General features: G+C 63.6%; 22 protein-coding genes. 18 read left to right on the top strand and 4 right to left on the bottom strand.

The features are described 5' to 3' along the window. Window positions 1-173: 173 nt before the first annotated feature. The 5 genes from PCO31110_RS02745 to PCO31110_RS02725 all read left to right on the top strand — a co-directional run bounded on the left by PCO31110_RS02745 (window position 174) and on the right by PCO31110_RS02725 (window position 3,993). Window positions 174-503 (top strand): (2Fe-2S) ferredoxin domain-containing protein, encoded by a 330-nt coding sequence (locus PCO31110_RS02745; protein WP_036663810.1) that lies wholly within the window; start codon window positions 174-176, stop codon window positions 501-503. Window positions 504-606: 103 nt separating this feature from the next. Next, window positions 607-1,236, top strand: a complete 630-nt coding sequence (locus tag PCO31110_RS02740; RefSeq protein ID WP_150689566.1) for an alpha/beta hydrolase — start codon at window positions 607-609, stop codon at window positions 1,234-1,236. A 226-nt stretch (window positions 1,237-1,462) separates the two neighbouring features. Then, a complete protein-coding gene (locus PCO31110_RS02735) occupies window positions 1,463-2,686 on the top strand; it encodes a D-alanyl-D-alanine carboxypeptidase family protein (RefSeq protein WP_370855803.1) in 1,224 nt (407 codons plus the stop codon). Between the two features lie 189 nt (window positions 2,687-2,875). After that, complete coding sequence (locus PCO31110_RS02730) at window positions 2,876-3,724, top strand: D-amino acid aminotransferase (RefSeq protein WP_150689564.1); 849 nt, start codon at window positions 2,876-2,878, stop codon at window positions 3,722-3,724. After that, on the top strand, window positions 3,721-3,993 hold the full coding sequence (locus PCO31110_RS02725) for a DUF493 family protein (protein ID WP_010804720.1): 273 nt from the start codon (window positions 3,721-3,723) through the stop codon (window positions 3,991-3,993). Before PCO31110_RS02730 ends, PCO31110_RS02725 begins: the two co-directional genes overlap by 4 nt. Before the next feature lie 49 nt (window positions 3,994-4,042). On the opposite strand, the gene PCO31110_RS02720 is transcribed toward PCO31110_RS02725, so the two are convergent. Beyond that, window positions 4,043-5,083, bottom strand: a complete 1,041-nt coding sequence (locus PCO31110_RS02720) for a transcriptional regulator GcvA (protein ID WP_150689563.1) — start codon at window positions 5,081-5,083, stop codon at window positions 4,043-4,045. Window positions 5,084-5,183: 100 nt separating this feature from the next. Between PCO31110_RS02720 and PCO31110_RS02715 the strand changes: the two genes are divergently transcribed. From PCO31110_RS02715 to PCO31110_RS02660, 12 genes are all read left to right on the top strand, one after another. Then, entirely contained in the window at window positions 5,184-5,516 is a 333-nt protein-coding gene (locus tag PCO31110_RS02715) for a DUF2917 domain-containing protein (RefSeq protein WP_051126399.1), read from the top strand. A 186-nt stretch (window positions 5,517-5,702) separates the two neighbouring features. Continuing rightward, complete coding sequence (locus PCO31110_RS02710; protein WP_174979281.1) at window positions 5,703-6,653, top strand: DMT family transporter; 951 nt, start codon at window positions 5,703-5,705, stop codon at window positions 6,651-6,653. Between the two features lie 78 nt (window positions 6,654-6,731). Beyond that, on the top strand, window positions 6,732-7,439 hold the full coding sequence (gene lipB, locus PCO31110_RS02705; protein WP_010804724.1) for a lipoyl(octanoyl) transferase LipB: 708 nt from the start codon (window positions 6,732-6,734) through the stop codon (window positions 7,437-7,439). Window positions 7,440-7,463: 24 nt separating this feature from the next. Next, window positions 7,464-8,474, top strand: coding sequence for a lipoyl synthase (gene lipA / locus PCO31110_RS02700; RefSeq protein WP_010804725.1), 1,011 nt, complete (start codon window positions 7,464-7,466; stop codon window positions 8,472-8,474). Between the two features lie 426 nt (window positions 8,475-8,900). Further along, a complete protein-coding gene (locus PCO31110_RS02695; protein ID WP_150689561.1) occupies window positions 8,901-9,785 on the top strand; it encodes an N-formylglutamate amidohydrolase in 885 nt (294 codons plus the stop codon). Continuing rightward, window positions 9,785-10,564, top strand: coding sequence for an IclR family transcriptional regulator (locus PCO31110_RS02690; RefSeq protein ID WP_010804727.1), 780 nt, complete (start codon window positions 9,785-9,787; stop codon window positions 10,562-10,564). The genes PCO31110_RS02695 and PCO31110_RS02690 overlap by 1 nt, the downstream gene beginning before the upstream one ends. A gap of 375 nt (window positions 10,565-10,939) precedes the next feature. After that, window positions 10,940-11,908 (top strand): ABC transporter substrate-binding protein, encoded by a 969-nt coding sequence (locus tag PCO31110_RS02685; protein WP_010804728.1) that lies wholly within the window; start codon window positions 10,940-10,942, stop codon window positions 11,906-11,908. Between the two features lie 14 nt (window positions 11,909-11,922). Further along, window positions 11,923-12,759 (top strand): ABC transporter permease, encoded by an 837-nt coding sequence (locus PCO31110_RS02680; RefSeq protein WP_010804729.1) that lies wholly within the window; start codon window positions 11,923-11,925, stop codon window positions 12,757-12,759. A gap of 10 nt (window positions 12,760-12,769) precedes the next feature. Further along, entirely contained in the window at window positions 12,770-13,564 is a 795-nt protein-coding gene (locus tag PCO31110_RS02675; RefSeq protein WP_150689560.1) for an ABC transporter ATP-binding protein, read from the top strand. Between the two features lie 44 nt (window positions 13,565-13,608). Next, entirely contained in the window at window positions 13,609-14,895 is a 1,287-nt protein-coding gene (locus PCO31110_RS02670) for a dicarboxylate/amino acid:cation symporter (RefSeq protein WP_010804731.1), read from the top strand. Between the two features lie 161 nt (window positions 14,896-15,056). Next, entirely contained in the window at window positions 15,057-17,018 is a 1,962-nt protein-coding gene (locus PCO31110_RS02665; protein ID WP_010804732.1) for a sensor histidine kinase, read from the top strand. Further along, the gene (locus PCO31110_RS02660) at window positions 17,018-18,370 is read left to right on the top strand and encodes a sigma-54-dependent transcriptional regulator (protein WP_010804733.1); all 1,353 of its coding nucleotides are present in this window, start codon (window positions 17,018-17,020) and stop codon (window positions 18,368-18,370) included. The genes PCO31110_RS02665 and PCO31110_RS02660 overlap by 1 nt, the downstream gene beginning before the upstream one ends. Before the next feature lie 92 nt (window positions 18,371-18,462). On the opposite strand, the gene PCO31110_RS02655 is transcribed toward PCO31110_RS02660, so the two are convergent. Both PCO31110_RS02655 and PCO31110_RS02650 read right to left on the bottom strand, forming a co-directional pair. After that, a complete protein-coding gene (locus PCO31110_RS02655; protein ID WP_010804734.1) occupies window positions 18,463-18,987 on the bottom strand; it encodes a TlpA disulfide reductase family protein in 525 nt (174 codons plus the stop codon). Between the two features lie 55 nt (window positions 18,988-19,042). Then, entirely contained in the window at window positions 19,043-19,756 is a 714-nt protein-coding gene (locus tag PCO31110_RS02650; RefSeq protein WP_246189703.1) for a thioredoxin domain-containing protein, read from the bottom strand. Between the two features lie 134 nt (window positions 19,757-19,890). Here PCO31110_RS02650 and PCO31110_RS02645 point away from each other — a divergent pair, with 134 nt between their 5' ends. Continuing rightward, window positions 19,891-20,403 (top strand): hypothetical protein, encoded by a 513-nt coding sequence (locus tag PCO31110_RS02645; RefSeq protein WP_246189702.1) that lies wholly within the window; start codon window positions 19,891-19,893, stop codon window positions 20,401-20,403. A gap of 5 nt (window positions 20,404-20,408) precedes the next feature. Here PCO31110_RS02645 and PCO31110_RS02640 read toward each other — a convergent pair whose 3' ends face one another. Continuing rightward, window positions 20,409-21,953: a YifB family Mg chelatase-like AAA ATPase gene (locus PCO31110_RS02640; RefSeq protein ID WP_150689558.1), complete on the bottom strand. Its 1,545-nt coding sequence runs from the start codon at window positions 21,951-21,953 to the stop codon at window positions 20,409-20,411. Window positions 21,954-21,973 lie beyond the last annotated feature (20 nt).

Genomic DNA, 21,973 nt, shown 5'->3' with positions numbered 1-21,973 from the left:
AGGAGGGGGGAGGGGCGGCCGATTCCATCTGACGCACCTCGCTGTCCCGGATTCCACATTTCCTCATGCCCGTCGTGCGGCGCGTTGGGCCCGCACGGTTCGCGCGCCCGCAACTGCCGGACAGGTCGGTTAGAATGGCCCGCAACACGTTGCCACTCCCCCAAAACACCGATATGGCCACCCAATCGCAGTACTACCAGCATCACGTGTTTTTCTGCCTGAATCAGCGCGAACCCGGCGCGGACCGCCCTTGCTGCGCCAACTGCAACGCGCAGGCGATGCAGGAGTACGCGAAGCAGAAGGTCAAGCAGCTTGGCCTCGCAGGTCCCGGCAAAGTACGGGTGAACAAGGCCGGGTGCCTCGATCGCTGCGAACAGGGGCCTGTCGTGGTGATCTATCCCGAAGGGACCTGGTACACGTATATCGACGAAACCGATATCGACGAGATCGTCGAGAAGCATCTGGCGCAAGGCGAGATCGTCGAGCGTCTGCTGATCGATTGATTGCGCCAGCCGCCTCGTCGATTCACCGATTCACTGATTTGCCGTTTCGCTGCCCTGCGGGCTGCGCTTTCTTGCGCTGCCGTACCTCAGCCCAACATCGCTCATGAACGCTCAGACTGAACGCTTCACCATCGACGGCCCGGTCGGCGCCATCGAAATCGCCATCGATCGCCCGGCCGGCGCGCCGCGCGGTATCACGCTCGTGGCGCATCCGCACCCGCTCTTCGGCGGCACGCTCGACAACAAGGTCGCGCAAACGCTTGCCCGTGCATTCGTCCAGCTCGGCTACGCCGTGGTGCGTCCGAACTTCCGTGGCGTCGGTAAGTCGGCAGGCGAGCACGACAAGGGCATTGGCGAGCGCGACGACCTGCTCGCCGTGATCGATTGGATGCGCAGGCAACCGGGCTGGGAAACGTTGCCGCTCGCGCTCGCGGGGTTCTCGTTCGGCACGTTCGTCGTCTCGCATGTGGCAAAGACACTGGCGGCGGCGGGTACGCCTGCGCAGCGCCTGGTGTTCGTGGGCACGGCGGCGAGTAACTGGGACGTGGCAACAGTGCCGGCCGACACGCTCGTCATTCACGGCGAAATGGACGACACCGTGCCGTTGCAATCGGTGCTGGACTGGGCGCGTCCGCAGACGCTGCCGGTGGTTGTCATTCCCGGTGGCGAGCACTTCTTTCACGGCCTGTTACCCCTGCTGAAACAGATCGTGGTCGACGCGTGGCGGTATTGATACACCCGGCGCGAATTTCGGCCGATTTCTCCTGATTTCGGCCGCGCCGGGCCGCCGCGGCGGGGGCATGAAATCGCGGCGGGTATAATTCGCCTCTGAACCATGTCGTGCCGTGCCGGGTCTATGTCCCGGACAGGCATGGCACCGGCGCTACGGTGCCGCTGTCTTCTTCGCCGTGCCGCGCGTTTGTCGAAGCGTCGGTTGCACGGTGCTTCTTCAAGCGCAGATGCCCCTGAGTCTCACATCGTTTTCCTCTTCGCCCATGACATTCAACGCTTCGCTGTCCCGTGCCGCCGCTGCTGCGGCGCTCGTCGTTTGCGGCTCGCTTGCTGCACTTCCCGCCCGTGCTCAACAGATTCCGCCCCCGCCGATGACGGCCAAGGCGTGGACCATCGTCGACGTCACCAGCGGTCAGGTGCTCGCCGCCGGTGACCCCGATGCGCGCGTGGAGCCGGCTTCACTCACGAAGATCATGACGTCGTACCTGATCTTCGAAGCCCTGCGCGACAAGCGCATTTCGATGGATCAGACCGTCATTCCGGGCGAGTCGGTTCGCAAGGTGGGTCGTGACGAATCGCGCACGTTCATCGAAGCCGGCAAGCCGGTCTCGGTGCACGATCTCGTCTACGGCATGATCATCCAGTCGGGTAACGATGCCTCCATCGCTCTGGCCGAACTCGTGGGCGGCTCGCAGCAGGGCTTCGTCGAACTGATGAACCGCGCGGCGCAGCGTATGGGCCTGAAGAACACCCATTACACGAACGTCGACGGTCTGACCGACCCGCAACACTACACGACAGTGGCCGACATCGCCGCGCTGTCGACGCACATGATTCAAGACTTCCCCGAGTACTACAAGATCTACTCGGAGAAGAGCTTCACGTACAACAACATCCGTCAGCCGAACCGTAATCGTCTGCTGTATCTCGATCCGACCGTCGACGGCCTGAAGACCGGCCATACGAAGGAGGCGGGTTATTGCCTCGTGTCGACGGCGTCGCGTCCGCTGCCGGGCGCGCCGGGCGTGAACCGCCGTGTGCTGTCGGTGGTCGTGGGCGAGCCGACCGAGCGCGCCCGCGTGCAGGACAGCCTCTCGGCCCTGAACTACGGTTACCAGAACTTCGACACGCTGCGCGTGTACGGGGCGAATCAGGTCGTGGCCACGCCCAAGGTGTGGAAGGGCAAGGAAAGCGAGCTGAAGATCGGCGTGAAGAAGGACACCTTCATCACCGTGCCGAAGGGCATGGCCGACAAGATCAAGCCGCAGCTCGAACTGCGCGAGCCGCTGATCGCCCCGCTGGCCAACGGTGCGCCGGTCGGCACGGTCAAGGTTATGGCCGACGGCAAGCAACTGGCCGAATTCCCGGTTGTCGCGCTCGCCGACGTGCCGCAGGCCAGCTTCATCGGCCGCGCATGGGACGCCCTGCGCCTGATGTTCGTGAAGAAGTAACGAACGGCTGCGACGTCCCGCTCGCGGGACGTTCGCCGGTAATACGCGTAGGATTGCGGTAGGTATTGGCTCGGCGTCGATCCGGCGTCCGGTCGGCAGGCCCGCGTTGCGGGTCCGCTGCAACATAAAGGCGCGCCCGGTGGGCGCGTTTTTTCCTTTTGTCGCGCGTCTGGCGCGCACCTTGCAAACATGGATAACCCCACCGTCTGGCTCAATGGCGACCTGATTCCGCTCAGCGACGCGAAAATCTCCGTACTCGATCGCGGTTTCCTCTTCGGCGACGGCATTTACGAAGTCGTGCCCGTCTATCACGGCAAGCCGTTCCGTCTCGCGCAGCATCTGGACCGCCTCGAGCGCAGTCTCGCCGAGATTCGCATCGAGAATCCGTACACGCGCGCCGAATGGAAAGCGCTCTTCGCACGCCTGTCGGCTACCTGTCCGGCCGACCCGCACAGCATCTACGTGCAGGTCACGCGTGGCGTGGCGCCGCGCCAGCACACCTTCCCGAAGGGCATTACGCCCACGGTGTTCGGTATCGCGACGCCGCTCACACTGCCGAACCGCGAGAAGGTGGAGCACGGGGTGGGGGCGGTCACGCATGAAGATCGCCGCTGGCTGAACTGCCACATCAAGTCGACGTCGCTGCTGGGCAACGTGCTGATGGCGCAATACGCCGCCGATCACGACGTTCAGGAGACTATCCAGTTCCGCGACGGCAATCTGACCGAGGCGTCGTCGAGCAATGTGTGGGTCATCAAGGGCGGTGAAATGTTCGCACCGCCGCGCGATAATCGAATTCTGGAAGGCATTCGTTACGGTGTGCTCGAAAGTCTCGCGCAGGAATGCGGCATTACGTTCCATGAGCGCGTGGTGAGCGAAGCGGAAGTCCGCAATGCCGACGAACTGCTCATCACGTCGGCCACGAAGGAAGTGCTGGCGGTCGTCACGCTCGACGGCAAGCCGGTGGGCGATGGCAAGCCGGGCCCCGTCTTCCGCGCGCTGTACGCGGCCTATCAACGTGCCAAGGAGGCACTATGACGACGGAAAAGAAGGAAAGCCTGCTCGAGTTTCCGTGCGATTTCCCCATCAAGGTGATGGGGGCCACGCAGGACGGATTTGCCGACGCCATCGTGGCGCTGCTGCAGGAGTTCGACGCGCAGTTCGACGCGGCGACGGTGGAAATGCGGCCGTCCAGCTCGGGCAAGTATCTCGGGCTGACCGTCACGGTGCGCGCTCACTCGAAGGCGCACCTTGACGATATCTATCGTGCGTTGACCGGCCACCCGATGGTCAAGGTCGTGCTGTAAGCCGGGTGTCCGGCAAGTGGGGCGGGTGCGAACGCACTCGCTTCACGCATCACGCACGCGTCGGCGCGCCGTCGTCCGCCGGCAGCGCAGGGCTCAGTCCCAACTGTGCGTCCGTCGTCATTTCGCCCGCCGTGTCGGCCATACCGGCCGCCAGCGCTGCGGGACTTGGCTGTGCCGGACGGCGCTGCATGTGCTTCACCGACTCGAACGCCGTCAATTCCTCCAGAAACCACGTTCTGAACGCCTGAACGCGCTGCGTTTCCAGCACTGCGGGCGGACATACGAAGTAGTAATCCCATTCGCATGGCGTATCGACATCGGACAGCCGGACGAGGCGCCCGGCCATGATGTCGCCCACGGCCAGCGAGCGTCGCACAAGTGCCACGCCCTGGCCGACGATGGCCGCCTGCGACAGCATTCCCGAATCTTCGTACAGCATGCCCTGCGTCGGCTCGGGCAGATCGAAGCCTGCCGCCGCAAACCACGGCGCCCACGGCTCACCCTCGGAGCGTAGCAACGTGCTTCGGCGGAATTCCTCCGCCGTCTGTGGAAGGTTCCCATGACTGTAAGATGGGCTGCACGCGGGAAAGAACACGTCGTCGAGCACTTTCTCGATGTGTAGTCCGGGCCAGTTGCCTTTGCCCATGCGAAGGGCAATGTCCACATCGTCGCGTTCGAAGTCGATGAGCTGGGCGCTGCACCGCAATTCCACTTCCAGTTCAGGATGCCGGTCGATGAAGCGACCGATGCGGGGTGTGAGCCACCGGCTCGCAAACGATGGCATGGTGGTCAGTACCAGACGCCGTTCGCTGCGCGTGCCGGCTTGCAACTTGCGCGTCGCCTGGGCGATGTCGCTGAGGGCGGTGCGGATCGATGCGGCGTACTGGCGCCCCGCCGGCGTAATGCTGATGCGCTTACCGTTGCGGGCGAAGAGCGTCGTGCCCAGCTCTTGCTCCAGGGCGCGGATCTGATGGCTGATGGCGCCGTGCGTGACGAACAACTCCTCCGCCGCCCGCGAGAAGCTCTCCAGGCGGGCAGCCGCCTCGAAGGCGCGCAAGGCGCTCAGGTTGGGAAGTCTCCGAAGATCCATGTGAGCTTTATTCGCAAGGCCGTGAAAATATGTCGTTTGGTGTAGCGCTTGCCAGTCCCTATGATTCAGTCATTGTCTCGCACTGAGTGGGGGTCGTAAAATGCAAAAAAATTTAACAAAGGTGCAATACTTCTATGGTATCCGTCCGGGCGAAGTGATCACCCTCGACTTGCACCACGAGCATACGCTTGTTGCCCGAGGCTCGGCAGTCTGGGTGACGCGCGCAGGCGATCCGCGTGATTACTGGCTGATGCCGGGCCAGCGACTTGCCGTTGAGCCGGGACGCCGTCACTGGGTGTCGTCCGACAACGAGGCGGAAGCCGAACTGGAGCGCGAAGTCAGCCGTCGATTCACGTTGACCCGAGTGCTGGGCAAGTGGCTTGCCGGGCGCCGGGCGGCCCGCGAAGCGAACTCCTGCACGGCCGCAGCCTGATAGGCCGTTGATCGTGGGACCATCGATAGCACGCGCTCTCTGGCAGCGAACGCCAAAGGGCGCGTGTTTCGTTTCAGGGGCGGATGCCCACACCGTCAATGCGTTACCGGATTTCACAACGAGACGCGCAACAATCGACCTCGAAACACGTCGATAATGCGTCAAAGCAAGAGAAGTCGTTTCCTGATGACTGAAACCCCCCGCACGGCCCCCTTGCCATCCTCACAGTCGGCCCACGCCACACTTCGCCATCCGCAGGCCGACGAACGTCTCGGTCGCTTGTTGATGATCGCCGCGATGGTGATCTCGGGCACGATCGGCTGGTTCGTGCTGATGTCGGGGCAACCGGCGCTCAACGTCGTTTTCTTCCGCTGTCTGATCGGTGCCGTCAGTCTGTGTGCGTGGTGTGCGTATCGGGGTTACTGGCGCGGGTTGCGCATGGCCCGCTGGCAGGTCGTGAATGTGACCCTCGGCGCCATCACGCTTGTGTCGAACTGGTATTTCCTGTTTACCGCCTACCGATTGACGTCCGTGGGCATCACGACAGTTGTCTACAACGTACAACCGTTCCTGCTTGTGCTGGCGGGCGTGATCGTCACGCGTGAGCGGCCGTCGCTGGCCACACTCGGCTGCCTCGGTGTGGCGTTCGCCGGGCTGGTGATTCTGGCGGAACCGGGGGGTGTGCATGGCGCGGGGTATCTGATCGGCGTGGCGAGTGCACTCGCCGCCGCATCGCTTTATGCCGCGACCACGCTCTTCACGAAGAAGCTGGCCGGCACGATTCGCCCCGAGATCATTGCGGCGTTGCATATGGCGATCGGTGCTGTGGTCTTCGTATGGATGGCCGATTTCCATCATCTGCCCTCGGCACCGCGCGAAATCGGTGCCGTCGTGACGCTGGGGCTGTTCCACACGACGTTCATGTACCTGTTGCTCTACGGCGCTTTCCAGAAGGCGTCGACGTCGAGCCTCGCCGTGTTCGGCTTCGTCTATCCGGTGGTTGCGGTCGCAGTCGACTTTCTGGCGTTCGGCATCGTGCTGCATCCGACGCAGTGGCTCGGCGGCGTGATGATTCTGCTGGCCGCCGGCTTTTACGCTCGGGGTCTCGGTGCGGCGCCGGCGAAGAAGGTGGCCTGAAGCCCGGGGGGGCGGGGGTGGCCTGGCGAGAGCCGCCGCGTCGAGCAAGACTGCCCCGGTTTCGCTAAAATTGCGTCCATGACCTCCCCGATCGAAGTGTGCTGGCGCGGCACCGAAGACTACGCCACATCGTTCGACGCCATGCGTGCGTACACCGACACGCGCGGCGCGCACGGCCCCGACCAGCTCTGGATCGTCCAGCATCCGCCCGTCTATACGCTTGGACTGGCTGGAGACCCCGCCCACCTGCTTGTTGCCGATACCGGTATCCCGCTCGTCAAGGTCGACCGCGGTGGCCAGATTACCTATCACGGTCCTGGACAGGTGGTGATTTACCTGCTCGTGGACTTGCGCCGGCGCAAGCTGGGCGTGCGCGAAATGGTGCGTTTGATCGAGCAGGCGGTGATCGATACCCTTGGCGCGTATAATCTCGACGTTGAGCGCCGGGCCGGCGCGCCGGGAATCTATGTGAGTCCGGGCGACGGTGCCGCTGCGCATGCCGGCGCGAAAATCGCCGCACTCGGGTTGAAAATCCGCAACGGATGCAGTTATCACGGCGTGTCGCTGAACGTCGCGATGGATCTGCGGCCGTTCGACTGGATCAATCCGTGCGGTTACGCCGGCCTGCAAACCGTAGACATGGCCACGCTCGGCGTGGCCCCCCGCTGGGACGAAGTGGCCGCGCGACTGGCGCAGCAACTCGGTCATCATCTCGAACAGCACCCCGCGACGGCCGAAGCCGCGCCGCAGGCCGACCCGGCCGCAAGCGCAAACGCCGCCGCCTGATTGGACGCCTGGAAAGCCCCCATCATGACCACCACCGTGACTCAGAACGACACCGCGAACAAGGAAGTTCGCACGATCGACGGCGATTACGACGCCACCGCCAAGCAAAAGTCGCAAGCTAAGACGGCGCGCATTCCGATCAAGATCGTACCGATCGAGCGTCTGAAGAAGCCGGACTGGATTCGCGTGAAGGCGGCGACGCACACGTCTCGTTTCTACGAGATCAAGCAGATTCTGCGCGAGCACAATCTGCACACGGTGTGTGAAGAGGCAAGCTGCCCGAACATCGGCGAGTGCTTCGGCAAGGGCACGGCCACGTTCATGATCATGGGCGACAAGTGCACGCGCCGTTGCCCGTTCTGCGACGTTGGCCACGGCCGTCCGGACCCGCTCGACGCCGATGAGCCGCTCAACCTCGCGAAGACCATTGCGGCGATGCGCCTGAAGTACGTCGTGATCACGAGTGTGGATCGCGACGATCTGCGCGACGGCGGTGCCCAGCACTTCGTCGATTGCATCCGTCATGTGCGCGAGTTGTCGCCGCAAACCCGCATCGAAATCCTGACGCCGGACTTCCGCGCGCGTCTCGATCGCGCGCTGGGTATTCTCAACGCCGCCCCGCCCGATGTGATGAATCACAACCTCGAGACCGTGCCGCGCCTGTACAAAGAGGCGCGTCCCGGTTCGGACTACCAGCACTCGCTGACCCTCCTCAAGGAGTTCAAGGCGAAGCATCCCGACGTGGCGACCAAGTCGGGTCTGATGGTCGGTCTGGGCGAAACGGACGAAGAAATTCTCGAAGTGATGCGCGATTTGCGGGCACACAACGTCGACATGCTCACGATCGGACAGTACCTCCAGCCCTCGGAGCACCACCTGCCAGTGCGTCGCTATGTGACGCCGGACACGTTTAAGATGTTCGAGGCGGAAGCCATCAAGATGGGCTTCACGCATGCCGCCGTAGGCGCAATGGTGCGCTCGAGCTATCACGCCGACGTGCAGGCGCATGAGGCCGGTGTCGCCGACGCTATCTGATCCGCGAAAACTTCGCATCGTCGTCAGACACAGAACGCGGACCGTCGAAAGACGGTCCGCGTTTTTTTGGGGCGTGCACGGGGCGCGTCGCCTCCACCGGCATGCCCCGGATCGAGCGGGCAGTGACGCGCGGATTACGCCGCGTCACAACCGGCGCCCGGTTCAATACGCAATACGGCCAACCCGGACGGGTGTGCGCCGGTAACTCGTCATAAACACGCTGTCATCTGTGAGGAACGTCGCTGAACTGACTGCCTCGCCCTCCAGCCACCTGCCATCTCGCTGCGAAATATGTTGTAACAACCCTTAGCTTGTCGCCGTCCCCTCGTTGTCTCAGAATATTGAAACCTTGTTTTGCTTGACAAAACAATGTGCCTGTCATGGGTATTGGCGGAGCGCAGTTCCGGATGCGTGCAAGGAGAAGGCATGTCCCGTCAGGTCACCGAAGGCCGATATTTTGTGGAAGCGCCACAAGGGGGCCAAGGGAGACGTTTGCCTCTCGTGATCGACGCGCCGCACAGCGGTCATGTGTTTCCGGCGGACTTCGACACCATTGCCCCGACGGCGGCAATTCTCGCGTGCGGCGATGCCTATGTCGACGAGTTGTGGTCGGTGGCCACGCATCACGGCGCAACGCTCGTGGCTGCGCTCTTCCCGCGTGCCTATATTGATCCGAACCGCGCCGAGCACGATATCGACCCCGAACTGCTTGCGAGCCTGTGGCCGCACGATGCGCGTCCGCAAGCCTGTAGCGAGCGCGGTGTCGGGTTGCTCCACCGCTTCGCCGCGCCGAATGTGCCGCTCTACGACCGGCGTCTGTCCGTGGCCGAGGTCGAGCGACGCATTCACGACTATTACCTGCCGTACCGTCACGCCCTGCGCGATGCACTCGACGACGCCTGGCACCGGCACGGTGTGGTCTGGCATCTGGATTGTCATTCGATGCGTGAGCGCGGCAGCGCGCTCGACCCCGATGCGGGCATCTTGCGCGCGGATGTGCGCGTGAGCGACGGTGAGGGCACTACGGCCGACCCGGCATTCTCGCGCTGGATCATTGCCGAGTTCACGCGACTGGGCTATCGCGTGGCTTACAACACGCCGGGTCATCACGACGGCTGCGACGATCTGGTGCGCCATTTCGGACACCCGGCGCAGCGTCGCCACAGTGTGCAGATCGAACTGAATCAGGCGCTTTACCTGAACGAATCGCGCGGCGAGAAGCATGAAGGCTTCGCGACGCTGCAATCGCAACTTGGCCAATTCGCGGCGGCGCTCGCCGCTTATGCCGAACAACATAGCGAGGAAGTTTGATGGACTACACAGTCGCTTCGGTCGACACGGCGCTTACGCTGCTGTCGCTGGTCGGGGAGTGCCCCGGCCTGGGTGTGACGGAACTGGCGCAGCGCGCCGGCCTGAACAAGTCGCGAGCGTTTCGTCTGTTGGCGACGCTCGAGCAGCACCGCTGGGTCGTGCGCGAGGGCAGCCCGGTCACCTACGTGCTTGGCGCACAGGCGCTGGTGCTCGGTGTGGCGGGGCACGAACAGGTCAATCTCGTGAAGGTGGCGCATCGTCATCTTCAGGCGCTCAATCGCGCGCTCAATGAGAATATCCAGCTTCGCGTGCGTGACGGCCTCGAGTCGCTATGCGTGGCGCGCGTCGAGTCGACGCACGAGTTGCGAGTGCATGGCGTGGTCGGCAATCGCCGTCCGCTGTATGTGGGGGCGTCGGGCCGCGTGCTGCTGGCGTTCGCGTCCGACGACGTTCGCGCACAAGTGCTGGGCCGTCCGCGCAAGCGCTTCACGGCGGGCACACTCATCGAGCGCGACGAACTTGCGGCCGAGTTGCTCAACGTGCGTCGTCAGGATTGTGCCGTGAGCTTTGGCGAACTCGCCCCGGAAGCCGTGTCGGTGGCCGTGCCGGTGCGCGATGCGTCTGGCGAAGTGATTGCGTCGCTGTCCGCGTCCGGCCCGTCGTCGCGCATGACACGTGCGCTGCTGCCCGACATTTCGTCGCGCCTGTCGGCCTGCGCTGCCGAGATCTCTGCGGCCCTTGGCTATCAGATCCCTGTGCCGGAAGCGCTGTCTGCCTGACGCGTCGCCGGTCGTCGTCTCTTGAATGCGCCATCCGCCGCTTCGGCGAACGCATTCAAGAGCGGTAGCGAATGATCGGCACTGAATGATTCAACGGCCCGTTGTATGCGGCCGGTCTCGGGATTTGTCCCGATGCCTCGCGTGAAATTTCCCGATTTCACCCGATTTTCTGGAAATCCAGAAAGTCTCTGCACAAGTTTTCCAGCTTTCCGTATAACCGACCATCGGGTTTTCCACAGTTTCACTCAATAAAATCAGACACTTACGTATCTGGCATAAGTATTGCTTTCTAACGCGCGTGCTGCCGCGATGTCTGGAAACCCGACGGGAATCCGGAAACGCAGAGCAAGCCGATCCAATAAGAGAGGAGACCTTATGTTCAAGCAATGTCTTGCCGCCGCAGCGCTGTGCGCGGCTTCGCTACACGCTTTTGCCGACGATCTGGTGCGTCTGGGCAACCTGAAGTTCGCCCACTACGGCGCGGTGTCGTACATGAAGGTCATCGGACCCAAGTACGGCCTGAAGATCGAGGAGCGTATGTTCGCTAAGGGCGTGGACATCATGCCGGCGATCGTGGCGGGGCAGATCGACGTGTCGGCAAGCGCGCTTGACGCCGCCATCGCAGGTCGTGCGCAGGGGGCGCCGATCTATGCCGTGGCCGGTTTCGCGAAGGGCGGTGTGCGCCTCGTCGCGAAGAAGGGTCTGCCGATCACCAAGGTAGCCGATCTCAAGGGCAAGAAAGTGGGTGTCGCCCGTGGCGGCGCTCAGGAACTGATTCTGTACGCGGAACTGGCCAAGGCCGGTCTGACGTGGTCGGATCAACCGGGCAAGGACGTGCAGATCATGTTCATGGCTTTCGCCGATCTGAACCAGGCGCTCGCCGCCGGCAGCATCGATGCGATGTGCCAGTCGGAGCCGCAGGCGTCGCAAGCCATCAACAAGGGCTTTGGCGTGGAAGTGCTCAAGCCGTACGACACGCCCATCGGCGAGCCAGTGCGTGCGCTCGTGATCACCGAGAAGCTCTACAAGGAAAAGCCGGACGTGGCGCAACGCCTGATGTACGCGTTCGTCGAAGCGACCGACTACTTCATCAAGAACCCGCAAGCGGCTGAGAAGTACGTGCGCGAGGATATGTTCAAGAACCAGATCACGACTCAGGACTTTACGGACGCCATCGGCAACTCGCCGTATAGCTACGACTTGAGCATTGCGCATGTGCAACTCACGACCGACCTCATGAAGAAGTACGGCGTGGGCAAGCTGCAAGATCCGGTGCCGAAGGCGGAAGACTGGGTCAAGCTCGACCTGCTCGCCAAGGCGAAAACCAAGCTGAACATCAAGTAAGGCGAGGCGAACGGATGGCCGCTGTGCTTGCTTCTCCGGGCGCCTCGCGCACCGCGCGTTTGCTGCGTGGTGTGTTGATTCCGCTCGCGGTCGTGGTGATCTGGCAGATCGTCACGGGCCTCGAGTGGATCAACCCGATCATTCTCCCGTCGCCGGTCGCTGTCGTGGCCAAGTGGTGGCAATACCTCAAACCGACCGCCGCGATGGCCGACGGCTTCGGCGCGTGGCTGCATTCGAGCGAACTGCTCACCGACGCCGCCAACAGCCTGTACCGCGTGGTCATGGGCTTTTTCGTGGGCACCGTGATCGCGCTGCCGCTCGGCCTGCTGATGGGCACGAGCACCCGCGTCTACGGGCTGTTCAATCCGCTGGTGCAAGTTGTGCGCCCGATTCCCCCGATCGCTTACATCCCGCTGGCGATTCTCTGGTTCGGCCTGGGCAACCCGCCGGCGTTCTTCCTTATCGCACTCGGGGCGTTCTTCCCCGTGCTGATGAACACGATCGCAGGCGTGCGGCACGTCGACGGCATCTACCTGCGTGCGGCCCGCAACCTCGGTGCGAGCCAGTTCACGATCTTTCGCCGCGTCATCATGCCGGCGGCCACACCGTACATCCTGTCGGGCATTCGCATCGGTATCGGCACGGCGTTCATTGTCGTGATCGTGGCCGAGATGATTGCCGTGAACAACGGCCTCGGCTACCGCATTCTGGAAGCGCGTGAGTATATGTGGTCGGACAAGATCATCGCCGGCATGCTGACCATCGGCCTGCTCGGTCTGGTGATCGATCTGGGCATGGATCGCCTCAACAACCACCTGCTCAAGTGGCATCGTGGTCTCGAAACCAAGTGAGGCGAACGACATGCTGATCGAAATCGACAACGTCACTAAGCAGTTCCCCGTTCCGGGGGGCACCGTCGAAGCCCTCAAGAACATCGATCTGAACATCGGTGCCGGGGAGTTCGTCTGTTTGCTGGGTCCGTCGGGTTGCGGCAAGTCGACGCTGCTCAATGCGCTCGCCGGCTTCGTGCAACCGACCTCGGGTGTCATCCGTATCGACGGCCGTTCGGATGCGGCGGCCGAGCCGGGCCCGGATCGCGGCATGGTGTTCCAGGAGTACGCGCTGTTTCCGTGGATGACGGTTGCGCAGAACATCGCCTTCGGACTGGAAATCAAGGGAATGCGCCGCGCCGAGATCAACGAGCGCGTGGACTTGCTGCTCGGCAAGCTGAACCTGCGCGAGTTTCGCGACCGGTTTCCGCGCGACCTGTCGGGCGGTATGCGTCAGCGTGTGGCGATTGCCCGCGTGCTCGCGCTCGACAGTCCGATCCTGCTCATGGACGAGCCGTTCGGTGCGCTCGATGCGCTCACGCGCCGTACGTTGCAGGACGAGTTGCTGCGCATTTGGGAGGAATTCAAAAAGACGATCGTTTTCGTCACACACAGCATCGAGGAGTCGATCTATCTGGCCGACCGGGTCGTCGTCATGACGTACCGGCCGGGCACGGTCAAGCGGGACATGGTTATCGAACTACCCCGTCCGCGTGACACGGCAGGCAGCGAATTCAATGAATTGAAGAAGGCGCTGGCCCAGATGGTGATGGAGGAGCAAATGCGCTTCGCGCAAAGCGAGATCCGCGGGGTCACCGCGGATTGATGACAAGGGCGGTGGCTTGCCCCGCCGCCTGGAGAGGAAACAACATGCAAACCCAGACCAAAAAACCCTTTTACCGCATCCTGTACGTGCAGGTGCTGTTCGCCATCGTTATCGGCGTACTGCTCGGGCATTTCAAGCCCGAACTCGCCGTTCAGATGAAGCCGTTCGGCGATGCGTTCATCAAGCTGATCAAAATGATCATCGGCCCGGTGATCTTCTGTACGGTCGTGACCGGTATCGCCGGCATGGAAGATATGAAGAAGGTTGGCCGCGTTGGCGGCAAGGCCCTCATCTACTTCGAAGTCGTCTCGACGTTCGCGCTGATCATCGGCCTGTTCGCGACCCACATCCTGAAGCCGGGCGCCGGGTTCAACGTCGACATCAACGCGCTCGATCCGAAGGCGATCGCGGGCTATGCTGAGAAGGCCGCCCACGGCGACACGTTCGTCGACTTCCTGATGCACCTGATTCCGAACACGATTACCGATGCGTTCGCCAAGGGTGAGATTCTGCAGATCCTCGTGATCGCCATCCTGTTCGGCGCCGCACTGGGCGCCATCGGTGAGCGCGGCCGCGTGGTGACGAGTTGGATCGACAGCGTCTCGGGCGTGCTGTTCCGCGTGGTGCACATCATCACCAAGGTCGCCCCGCTGGGCGCCTTCGGTGCGATGGCCTTCACGATCGGCAAGTACGGTATCGCCTCGCTGGTGCCGCTCGCCAAGCTCATGGGTACGTTCTACCTGACGTCGTTCCTGTTCGTGATCGTCGTGTTGGGTTTGATCGCCAAGTTCACGGGCTTCTCGATCTTCCGTTTCCTCGCCTACATCAAGGAAGAGCTGCTGATCGTGCTGGGTACCAGCTCGTCGGAAGCCGCCTTGCCGCACCTGATGGAAAAGATGGAGAAGGCCGGTTGCTCGAAGTCGGTGGTGGGTCTGGTGATCCCGACCGGTTACTCGTTCAACCTCGACGGCACGAACATCTACATGACGATGGCCGTGTTGTTCATTGCGCAGGCGACCAACATCGACCTGACCTGGGGCCAACAGCTCACGCTGCTCGCCGTGGCGATGCTGACCTCGAAGGGTGCCTCGGGCGTGACCGGCGCCGGCTTCATCACGCTGGCCGCAACGCTCGCCGTGATTCCGACGATCCCGGTCGCCGGGATGGTGCTGATCCTCGGTATCGACCGCTTCATGAGCGAATGCCGTGCGCTGACGAACATCTGCGGCAACGGTGTTGCCACGATCGTCGTGTCGGCCTGGGAAAAAGAGCTGGATCGCAAGAAGCTGGCGCAAGCCATGTCCGGCAAGCGAGAGCCGGAGCTGGCCTGACGGCCGGCGGCAGGGGCGCCCGGTGCTGCGCGTGAGTTGTCTCGCGTGAGTGCGCCGGCCCTCTGTCCACGCAACGTTCGCCACCGGGCGGCGCGGCACAGGCACAATAGCGCCTGAGCTTCGCCGCCCGGTGGTCCTTTGGTTCACGCACGCTGTGCCCAATGGCCACCCTGTACGACAACACGATCCGCGCACCGCTTGGTGACGCTGCCCCGCCCGCGGGCCCCCGGCGCGACGAAGTCCCCATCGATCTCGAGAGGACTGTGCCGATGCGCCGTTGGTCATGGATCGTCGTCATGCTGTTGGCGAGCGTCCTGTTTTGCTGGTTGACGTATGCCCTGAGCTGGCAGCGCGGCGTGGCCGACCTGCGGGTGAATGCCGGTGCGCGCGTGGAGCGCTACGCGGGCAGCCTGCGCAGCACCGTCGACCGTTACGAATTCCTGCCATATCTGCTCTCGCTGCATCCGTATGTGCACGATCTGCTGCTCCACCCGGAAGATCGCGCGGTCGTGCAGCGTGCCAACGATTACCTGTTCGACGTGAATCAGCGCGCCAAGGCGTCGGCGGCCTATGTGATCGACGCCAACGGATTGGCGCTGGCGGCCAGCAACTGGCGCGAGACGGCCACGTTCGTGGGACAGGAGTACCGCTTCCGCCCGTATTTCATCGACGCGATCAAAGGCGCGCTGGGCCGCTTTTATGGCGTAGGGACGACCTCTGGCGAGCCGGGGTACTTCGTCTCTCAACCGATTGTCGTGGACGGCCAGATTCGCGGCGTGGTCGTGGTCAAGCTGAATCTGGAGTGGTTTCAGCGCGCCGGTGCCGACGCCGCCGAGCCGGTTGTCGTCGCCGACGATCACGGCGTGGTGTTCCTGTCGTCCGAGCCGCGCTGGCAGTATCGTGCGCTCACCCCGCTGAGTCCCGATGTGAAGGCGGCGCTCGACAGCACACGTCAGTACTACAACCAGAACATCACGCCGCTCACCTGGACCAAGGACGAACGGCTCGACGCCGACGGCGAAGTGGTGACCGTGCGCGACGGTCGCGGTGCGGGCAGGACGCGGCGTTTTCTGGCGGTGCAGCGCAAGCTGGGCGAGCCGGACTGGACGCTGATGTACTTCGCGCCACTCGATCAGGTGATCGCGAATGCACGGATCGCGGCGGTGGCCGCAGCCTGTCTGGCCGCGTTCACCTGCTTGCTGGGGGTGGCATGGAACCAGCGCCGTCAGCGTGTTCGCGACATGCTCAAGAGCCGTGAGCTATTGCAGTCGGCTTACGCGGAATTGGGCGAGCGGGTGGCGGAGCGTACGGCCGACCTGCAATCGGCGAACGAGCGGTTGCAGACGGAAGTGCAGGAGCGCTCGCGTACCGAGCACGAGTTACGCGAGGCGCAGAGCGAACTTGTGCAGGCCTCGAAACTCGTGACGTTGGGGCAAATGGCCGCCGGTATCACGCATGAACTCAATCAACCGCTCTCCGCGCTGCGCAGCTTCTCCGACAATACGCGCGTGCTGCTCGAGCGAGGTGAGTACGCGGCGGCGCAGGAGAATCTGGAAGCCATCGCATCGCTCACCGATCGCATGGGCAAGATCACGGGGCAACTGCGGCTCTTTGCGGGCCGGGCGCGGCACGGCGACATGGAAGCGCTCGTGCATCGGGCGCTCGACAATACGTTGATGCTGCTGCGCGGACGTCTCGCGGGCATTCATGTGACAACGACGTTCGCCGATGGTCTGGAAGCCGTGCAAGTGGCCTGCGAAGGATTGCGCCTCGAACAGGTGTTGATCAACCTCGTGGGGAACGCCATCGACGCCGTAGTGAGTGCTGCGAGTGAGCATGCCCCGCCGTCGATCTGGATCGATGTGGACGCCAACGACCTGTGGGTGCGCATCTATGTGCGCGACAACGGGCCGGGCATTTCGGAGGCGCATATGCCGCGTTTGTTCGAGCCATTTTTCAGTACCAAGGAAGGCGGTCAGGGCATGGGACTCGGGCTCGCCATCTCATCGTCCATCGCGCAGGAGAACGGCGGCCAGTTGGTTGCGCGCAACGTTCCTGGCGGTGGCGCAGAATTTCTCGTGACGCTGCGCCGTGTGCAGCGCACTGGCACGACAATCGCATGATGTACAAGAACCTTCAGATCCTTTTCGTCGAAGACGACGAACTCGTGCGGCGCGCCACGCTGCAGAGCCTGCAACTTGCCGGACTCGATGCCTTCGGGCTTGCCTCCGCCGAGGCGGCACGCGAGCGTATTACGCCGGATTTCGCCGGCATCGTCGTGTCGGACATTCGTCTGATTGGCATGAGCGGGCTCGAATTGCTCGCGCATCTGCGTCAGCACGCGCCGGAAGTGCCGGTGATTCTCGTGACCGGTCACGGCGATATTTCGATGGCCGTGCAGGCGATTCGCGACGGCGCCTACGACTTCATCGAGAAGCCCTTCGCACCGGATCGTCTGATCGAGTCGGCCAAGCGCGCGCTCGAGACACGCAAGCTCATGCTGGAAAACCAGGCGTTGCGGCGCGAACTGGCGGAGCAGGGCGGACGCGCTTCACGCATCATCGGCCGCAGCCCGTCGATGGAGACGCTGCGCACGCTCATCGCCAACGTGGCCATGACCGACGCCCCGGTGCTCATCAACGGCGACACCGGTACCGGCAAGGAACTGGTGGCGCGCAGCCTGCATGAGTTGTCGCGTCGCCGCGATGCACCGTTCGTCGCGCTGAACTGCGGCGCGCTGCCCGAAGCGATCTTCGAAAGCGAGATGTTCGGGCACGAGGTCGGGGCATTTACCGGGGCGGCGAAGCGTCGTATCGGCAAGCTGGAGCACGCGTCGGGTGGCACGTTGTTTCTCGACGAGATCGAGAGCATGCCGGCGGCGTTGCAGGTCAAACTGCTACGCGTGTTGCAGGACGGCGTGCTTGAGCGATTGGGGTCGAACCAGTCGATTCGCGTCGACTGCCGTGTCGTCGCGGCGGCGAAGGGGGACATGGAAGCGCTCGTGCGCGAAGGGACGTTCCGTCGCGATCTTTACTACCGGCTGAACGTGGTGACGCTGGCGTTGCCGCCGCTGCGCGAGCGGCGCGAAGATATCCTGCCGCTGTTCGAACACTTCATGCTCGATTCCGCCGTGCGTTATGGACGTCCGGCGCCGGTGGTCTCAGACCGGATGCGCCAGGAGTTGATGCAAGCCGACTGGCCGGGCAACGTGCGCGAGCTTCGCAACGCGGCAGACCGCCTGGTGCTGGGCGTGGCGAGTGCGCCCGAGGGCGATTCGCTCGCGCCGTTGCCACTCAAGGAGCAGGTGGAGCGCTTCGAGCGCGCCGTGCTGCAAGAAGCCCTCGAACACAGCAAAGGCAACGTAGCCGCGACTGCCGAGGCGTTGCACGTGCCCAAGGCAACGCTGTACGAAAAACTCAAGCGTTACGGCTTGCACACACGCGGTCACGGCGAAGGGGGCGACGGCGGGCGCTGAAGCGTTGCATGTGTCCGAGGCGGCGCCGAAAAAAACAAAAGCGCCCCGAAGGGCGCCTGCGATGCAATGCGGTGAAGCGAGGTGAAGCGGCGTCAGGCTTGCTTGGCCAGCGCCTTTTCGATGAGCTTGTCGAGTTCGGCGTATTCCGGCTCGCCAACGTACTGCTTGAGCACCTTGCCGTCACGATCCACGACGAAGGTCGTCGGCGTGAGTTGCACGTTGCCGTACTGCTTGGCCACGCTGCCGTCGGAATCCATTGCCACCTTGAACGGCAACTGACGCGACTGCGCGTAGTTCATCACGTACATCGGCGGGTCGTAGCTCATGGCGACCGCGACGAATTCCAGACCCCGGCCCTTGTACTTCTCGTACGTCTGCACCATCGTCGGCATTTCTTTCATGCACGTCGTGCAGCTCGTCGCCCAGAAGTTGACGAGATAGACCTTGCCCTTGAGTTGTTCGGTGCCGACTTTCTGCCCGGAGAGTAGCGTGAACGTCGCTTCGGGCGCGCGCTTCTGTCCAGCGAACGTAAAGTACGCGGCAATCGCCACGACGGCGATGATCGCCACGGCGAGAATCTTGCTCAGGGGAGATTTGCGGGAGGTCGTCGCGCTCATGACACAGCCGTGTGAGTGATGGGTTTGTAGGGTGACGTCGATTCTACTCTGAATCTCAGCGCGTCGTGATGTCGCCCCCGGTGTGCATACGCTCGCGTCCGCGGGCGATGGCGTCGTCGAGATACGCACCGTAAAAGTCAGGCAGCCCAGCGCCAATCAAAGGGTCGGCCACGGGGCGTCCGCGTGTATCGAGGAACAAAACCGTCGGCGACACCTTGACGCCATGCGCGCGTGCCCACGCGACACCGGTTGTCGTCGAGCCGTCGAAGTCGCGCACGGTAGCGCTGCTGTCCAGACCGATCTCGCGCACCTCATATTTTCCGCTGCGCACGAGCGGCGCGAGTTCGCGCTGACGGATCGGGCCGCAATAGACGCAGTCGCGCAGCGACACCAGTGCGACCAGCGGCACGTCGAGCGACGCCGCGCGGCGGGCGTGGGTCGCGAAGTCCGTCGCCACCGGTACGGCAGCCTGCTGTTTTGCGGCCGTCTTGCCGTCGACCGGCGCCGTAGCCACGGCACCCTCGCGCGGATAGGTGACGCCCGTTGCCTGCGCCGATTCGCGTTTCGGCGTGGCTGGGCCTGCGACGCCGGCCGGTGCGGCGGCCGCCGCGCCAATGGCCGGCCCCGCCGTCAGCACGGCCAGCGATGCCGCCAGCCGGATGGCGATTCGCAGCAGTTCTGCTGGCCGGCGCACAGGCACGCGTTTGTACGGAGTCTTGAAGACTCCGGTGAACAACTCGCGGGGCAGGTGGGCAATGACGCGTTTCATGCCGCCGATGATACCGGGAACCGTGACGACGCGTTTTTCGTGTCGCAACACATGGCGGATAATGCGCGTTCGGGCGTTTTCTTCTCCTCCAACTTCCTCTCTCGCCTATGAATCGTGCTGTCCATGTTTGCATCATGCTTGCTGCGACGATGGTACTGGTCGCTTGTTCCCCTCGCTACGATTGGCGTGAGGTGCACGACAAGGGCGGCGCGTATGCGGTGACCTATCCCACGAAACCGACTCAGGATGCCCGCGAAGTGAAGTTCGCTTCGGGGCCGCTGCCGATGCGCATGCAAGCCGCGCGGGTCGATGCCGCTCTTTTTGCCGTTGGCGTTGTGACCCTTCCGAGCGACGATGCGACACTGCGTCAGACTGTCCTGGCCGAGTTGCAGCATGGGTTGCTCGCCAACGTGAACGAGGGTGCCGCCGCGCCTGTGCAGGTGATGGTGCGTCAAGCGGGCGACGCGCCTGCGATTCCGGGGCTGGCTGTCTCCGCACGAGGCTTGGCCAGCGACAAGACCGAGCGTTACGTCGCGGCCCGATTCGTCGGACGCGGTAACCACGTCTATCAGGTCGTCGTGCTCTCGACCAAAGCGCCCACGCAGGAACAAGTCGATCAGTTTCTGGACTCCTTCACGCTGGAGTAATGCCGTTACGATGACGGTGCTTCGCGATACTGCGCCGCCTCCCCGACGTGGTGAGCGTCAATTCCTTCACTGCCTGCGAGATCGGCAACCGTGCGCGCTACGCGCAGCACACGATGATAGGTGCGTGCCGACCAATGGTGTTGCGTCACCGCCCGGTGCAGAACGTCCTGAGCATCTGGGCGCAGTGCGCATTGCATTTCCAGCGCGCGGCCCGACAAGCGGCAATTCAACTGCCCCTGACGCGATAGCTGACACGCCTGCGCCTGCCTGACGCGTTCCGCCACGATCTCACTGCGCTCGCCGCTGGCCGGTGCGGCGAATGTCTCGGCGCTCAGCGCAGGCACTTCCACATGCAGGTCGATGCGGTCGAGCAGCGGACCCGAGAGACGGCCGCGATATCGCGCAACGGCTTCACTGGTACAACGGCAACTTCGCGACGGATGCCCCATATCGCCGCATGGGCACGGGTTCATGGCGGCCACAAGTTGAAAGGCGGCGGGGAAGGTGGCATGGCCGCCCGCGCGTGAGATCGTCACATGGCCCAGTTCCAGCGGTTCGCGCAGAACTTCGAGCACGCGCCGCTGGAATTCGGGCAATTCGTCAAGGAAGAGCACCCCCCGATGCGCGAGACTGATTTCGCCGGGGCGCGGGGCGCTGCCGCCGCCCACCAGCGCTGCTGACGACGCTGTGTGATGCGGCGCGCGAAACGGCCGTCGTCCCCAGTGCCGCATGTCGAAGCCCTGCGCACTCAGACTGGCCAGCGTAGCAGCCTCCACGGCTTGCGCCTTGCTCAACGCCGGGAGCAGCCCTGCCAGCCGTGTCGCCAGCATCGACTTGCCCGTACCCGGTGGTCCGTAGAACAGAATGTGATGCCCGCCTGCTGCCGCGACTTCCAGTGCGCGTTTGGCGTGCGCCTGTCCTTTGACATCCCCCATGTCGGGGGTGTCGGCGAGGCCTGCGGCGGCGCTGCCGCAGATTGCCGGCACTGCGAGCCCGCTCGGGACAACGGCTCGCGGTAGCGGTGTCGCCACCTCAGGCGCCGCGAGATGCGCGCAAACGTCGAGCAACGTACGCGCGCCGTAGACCGTGGCGTCTTCGACCAGCGCCGCTTCCTGCGCGCTGCCTGCGGGCAGTACCAGCGCGCGCGCCGAAGGCTCGGCCGCAATGGCGCTGGCCATGGCCAGGCCGCCACGTACGGCGCGCAACTCGCCCGTGAGTGACAACTCCCCCGCGAACTCGTGCGTGCGCAGCCCAGCCTCGGGCAACTGACCGCTGGCCGCCAGAATGCCGAGCGCAATGGGCAGATCGAAGCAGCCGGACGCCTTCGGCAAATCCGCCGGCGCCAGATTGATGGTAATGCGTCGCGCGGGGAATTCGAACCGGCAGTTCTGCAATGCCGAGCGCACACGCTCACGGCTTTCCTTGACCTCGGTGTCGGGCAGGCCGACCAGCGACAGACCCGGCAGCCCGTTGGCCAGATGCACCTCTACGGTGACGGCGCGTGCCGCCATTCCGGTGATCGCCCGGCTGCTGACAACTGCCAATGACATGATTCCTCCTCGTTCCCCGA

It is taken from the genome of Pandoraea communis (assembly GCF_902459745.1).
Classification (GTDB): Bacteria; Pseudomonadota; Gammaproteobacteria; order Burkholderiales; family Burkholderiaceae; genus Pandoraea; species Pandoraea communis.
Note: the sequence above shows the minus strand (reverse complement) of the source record. Positions and strands in the feature narration are given on the sequence as shown.

What these genes read in the sequence shown, in the direction of transcription:
- PCO31110_RS02745 (WP_036663810.1), top strand. Translation starts at nt 174, where the DNA reads ATGGCCACCCAATCGCAGTACTACCAGCATCACGTGTTTTTCTGCCTG.
- PCO31110_RS02740 (WP_150689566.1), top strand. Translation starts at nt 607, where the DNA reads ATGAACGCTCAGACTGAACGCTTCACCATCGACGGCCCGGTCGGCGCC.
- PCO31110_RS02735 (WP_370855803.1), top strand. Translation starts at nt 1,463, where the DNA reads ATGCCCCTGAGTCTCACATCGTTTTCCTCTTCGCCCATGACATTCAAC.
- PCO31110_RS02730 (WP_150689564.1), top strand. Translation starts at nt 2,876, where the DNA reads ATGGATAACCCCACCGTCTGGCTCAATGGCGACCTGATTCCGCTCAGC.
- PCO31110_RS02725 (WP_010804720.1), top strand. Translation starts at nt 3,721, where the DNA reads ATGACGACGGAAAAGAAGGAAAGCCTGCTCGAGTTTCCGTGCGATTTC.
- PCO31110_RS02720 (WP_150689563.1), bottom strand. Translation starts at nt 5,083, where the DNA reads ATGGATCTTCGGAGACTTCCCAACCTGAGCGCCTTGCGCGCCTTCGAG.
- PCO31110_RS02715 (WP_051126399.1), top strand. Translation starts at nt 5,184, where the DNA reads ATGCAAAAAAATTTAACAAAGGTGCAATACTTCTATGGTATCCGTCCG.
- PCO31110_RS02710 (WP_174979281.1), top strand. Translation starts at nt 5,703, where the DNA reads ATGACTGAAACCCCCCGCACGGCCCCCTTGCCATCCTCACAGTCGGCC.
- lipB (WP_010804724.1), top strand. Translation starts at nt 6,732, where the DNA reads ATGACCTCCCCGATCGAAGTGTGCTGGCGCGGCACCGAAGACTACGCC.
- lipA (WP_010804725.1), top strand. Translation starts at nt 7,464, where the DNA reads ATGACCACCACCGTGACTCAGAACGACACCGCGAACAAGGAAGTTCGC.
- PCO31110_RS02695 (WP_150689561.1), top strand. Translation starts at nt 8,901, where the DNA reads ATGTCCCGTCAGGTCACCGAAGGCCGATATTTTGTGGAAGCGCCACAA.
- PCO31110_RS02690 (WP_010804727.1), top strand. Translation starts at nt 9,785, where the DNA reads ATGGACTACACAGTCGCTTCGGTCGACACGGCGCTTACGCTGCTGTCG.
- PCO31110_RS02685 (WP_010804728.1), top strand. Translation starts at nt 10,940, where the DNA reads ATGTTCAAGCAATGTCTTGCCGCCGCAGCGCTGTGCGCGGCTTCGCTA.
- PCO31110_RS02680 (WP_010804729.1), top strand. Translation starts at nt 11,923, where the DNA reads ATGGCCGCTGTGCTTGCTTCTCCGGGCGCCTCGCGCACCGCGCGTTTG.
- PCO31110_RS02675 (WP_150689560.1), top strand. Translation starts at nt 12,770, where the DNA reads ATGCTGATCGAAATCGACAACGTCACTAAGCAGTTCCCCGTTCCGGGG.
- PCO31110_RS02670 (WP_010804731.1), top strand. Translation starts at nt 13,609, where the DNA reads ATGCAAACCCAGACCAAAAAACCCTTTTACCGCATCCTGTACGTGCAG.
- PCO31110_RS02665 (WP_010804732.1), top strand. Translation starts at nt 15,057, where the DNA reads ATGGCCACCCTGTACGACAACACGATCCGCGCACCGCTTGGTGACGCT.
- PCO31110_RS02660 (WP_010804733.1), top strand. Translation starts at nt 17,018, where the DNA reads ATGTACAAGAACCTTCAGATCCTTTTCGTCGAAGACGACGAACTCGTG.
- PCO31110_RS02655 (WP_010804734.1), bottom strand. Translation starts at nt 18,987, where the DNA reads ATGAGCGCGACGACCTCCCGCAAATCTCCCCTGAGCAAGATTCTCGCC.
- PCO31110_RS02650 (WP_246189703.1), bottom strand. Translation starts at nt 19,756, where the DNA reads ATGAAACGCGTCATTGCCCACCTGCCCCGCGAGTTGTTCACCGGAGTC.
- PCO31110_RS02645 (WP_246189702.1), top strand. Translation starts at nt 19,891, where the DNA reads ATGCTTGCTGCGACGATGGTACTGGTCGCTTGTTCCCCTCGCTACGAT.
- PCO31110_RS02640 (WP_150689558.1), bottom strand. Translation starts at nt 21,953, where the DNA reads ATGTCATTGGCAGTTGTCAGCAGCCGGGCGATCACCGGAATGGCGGCA.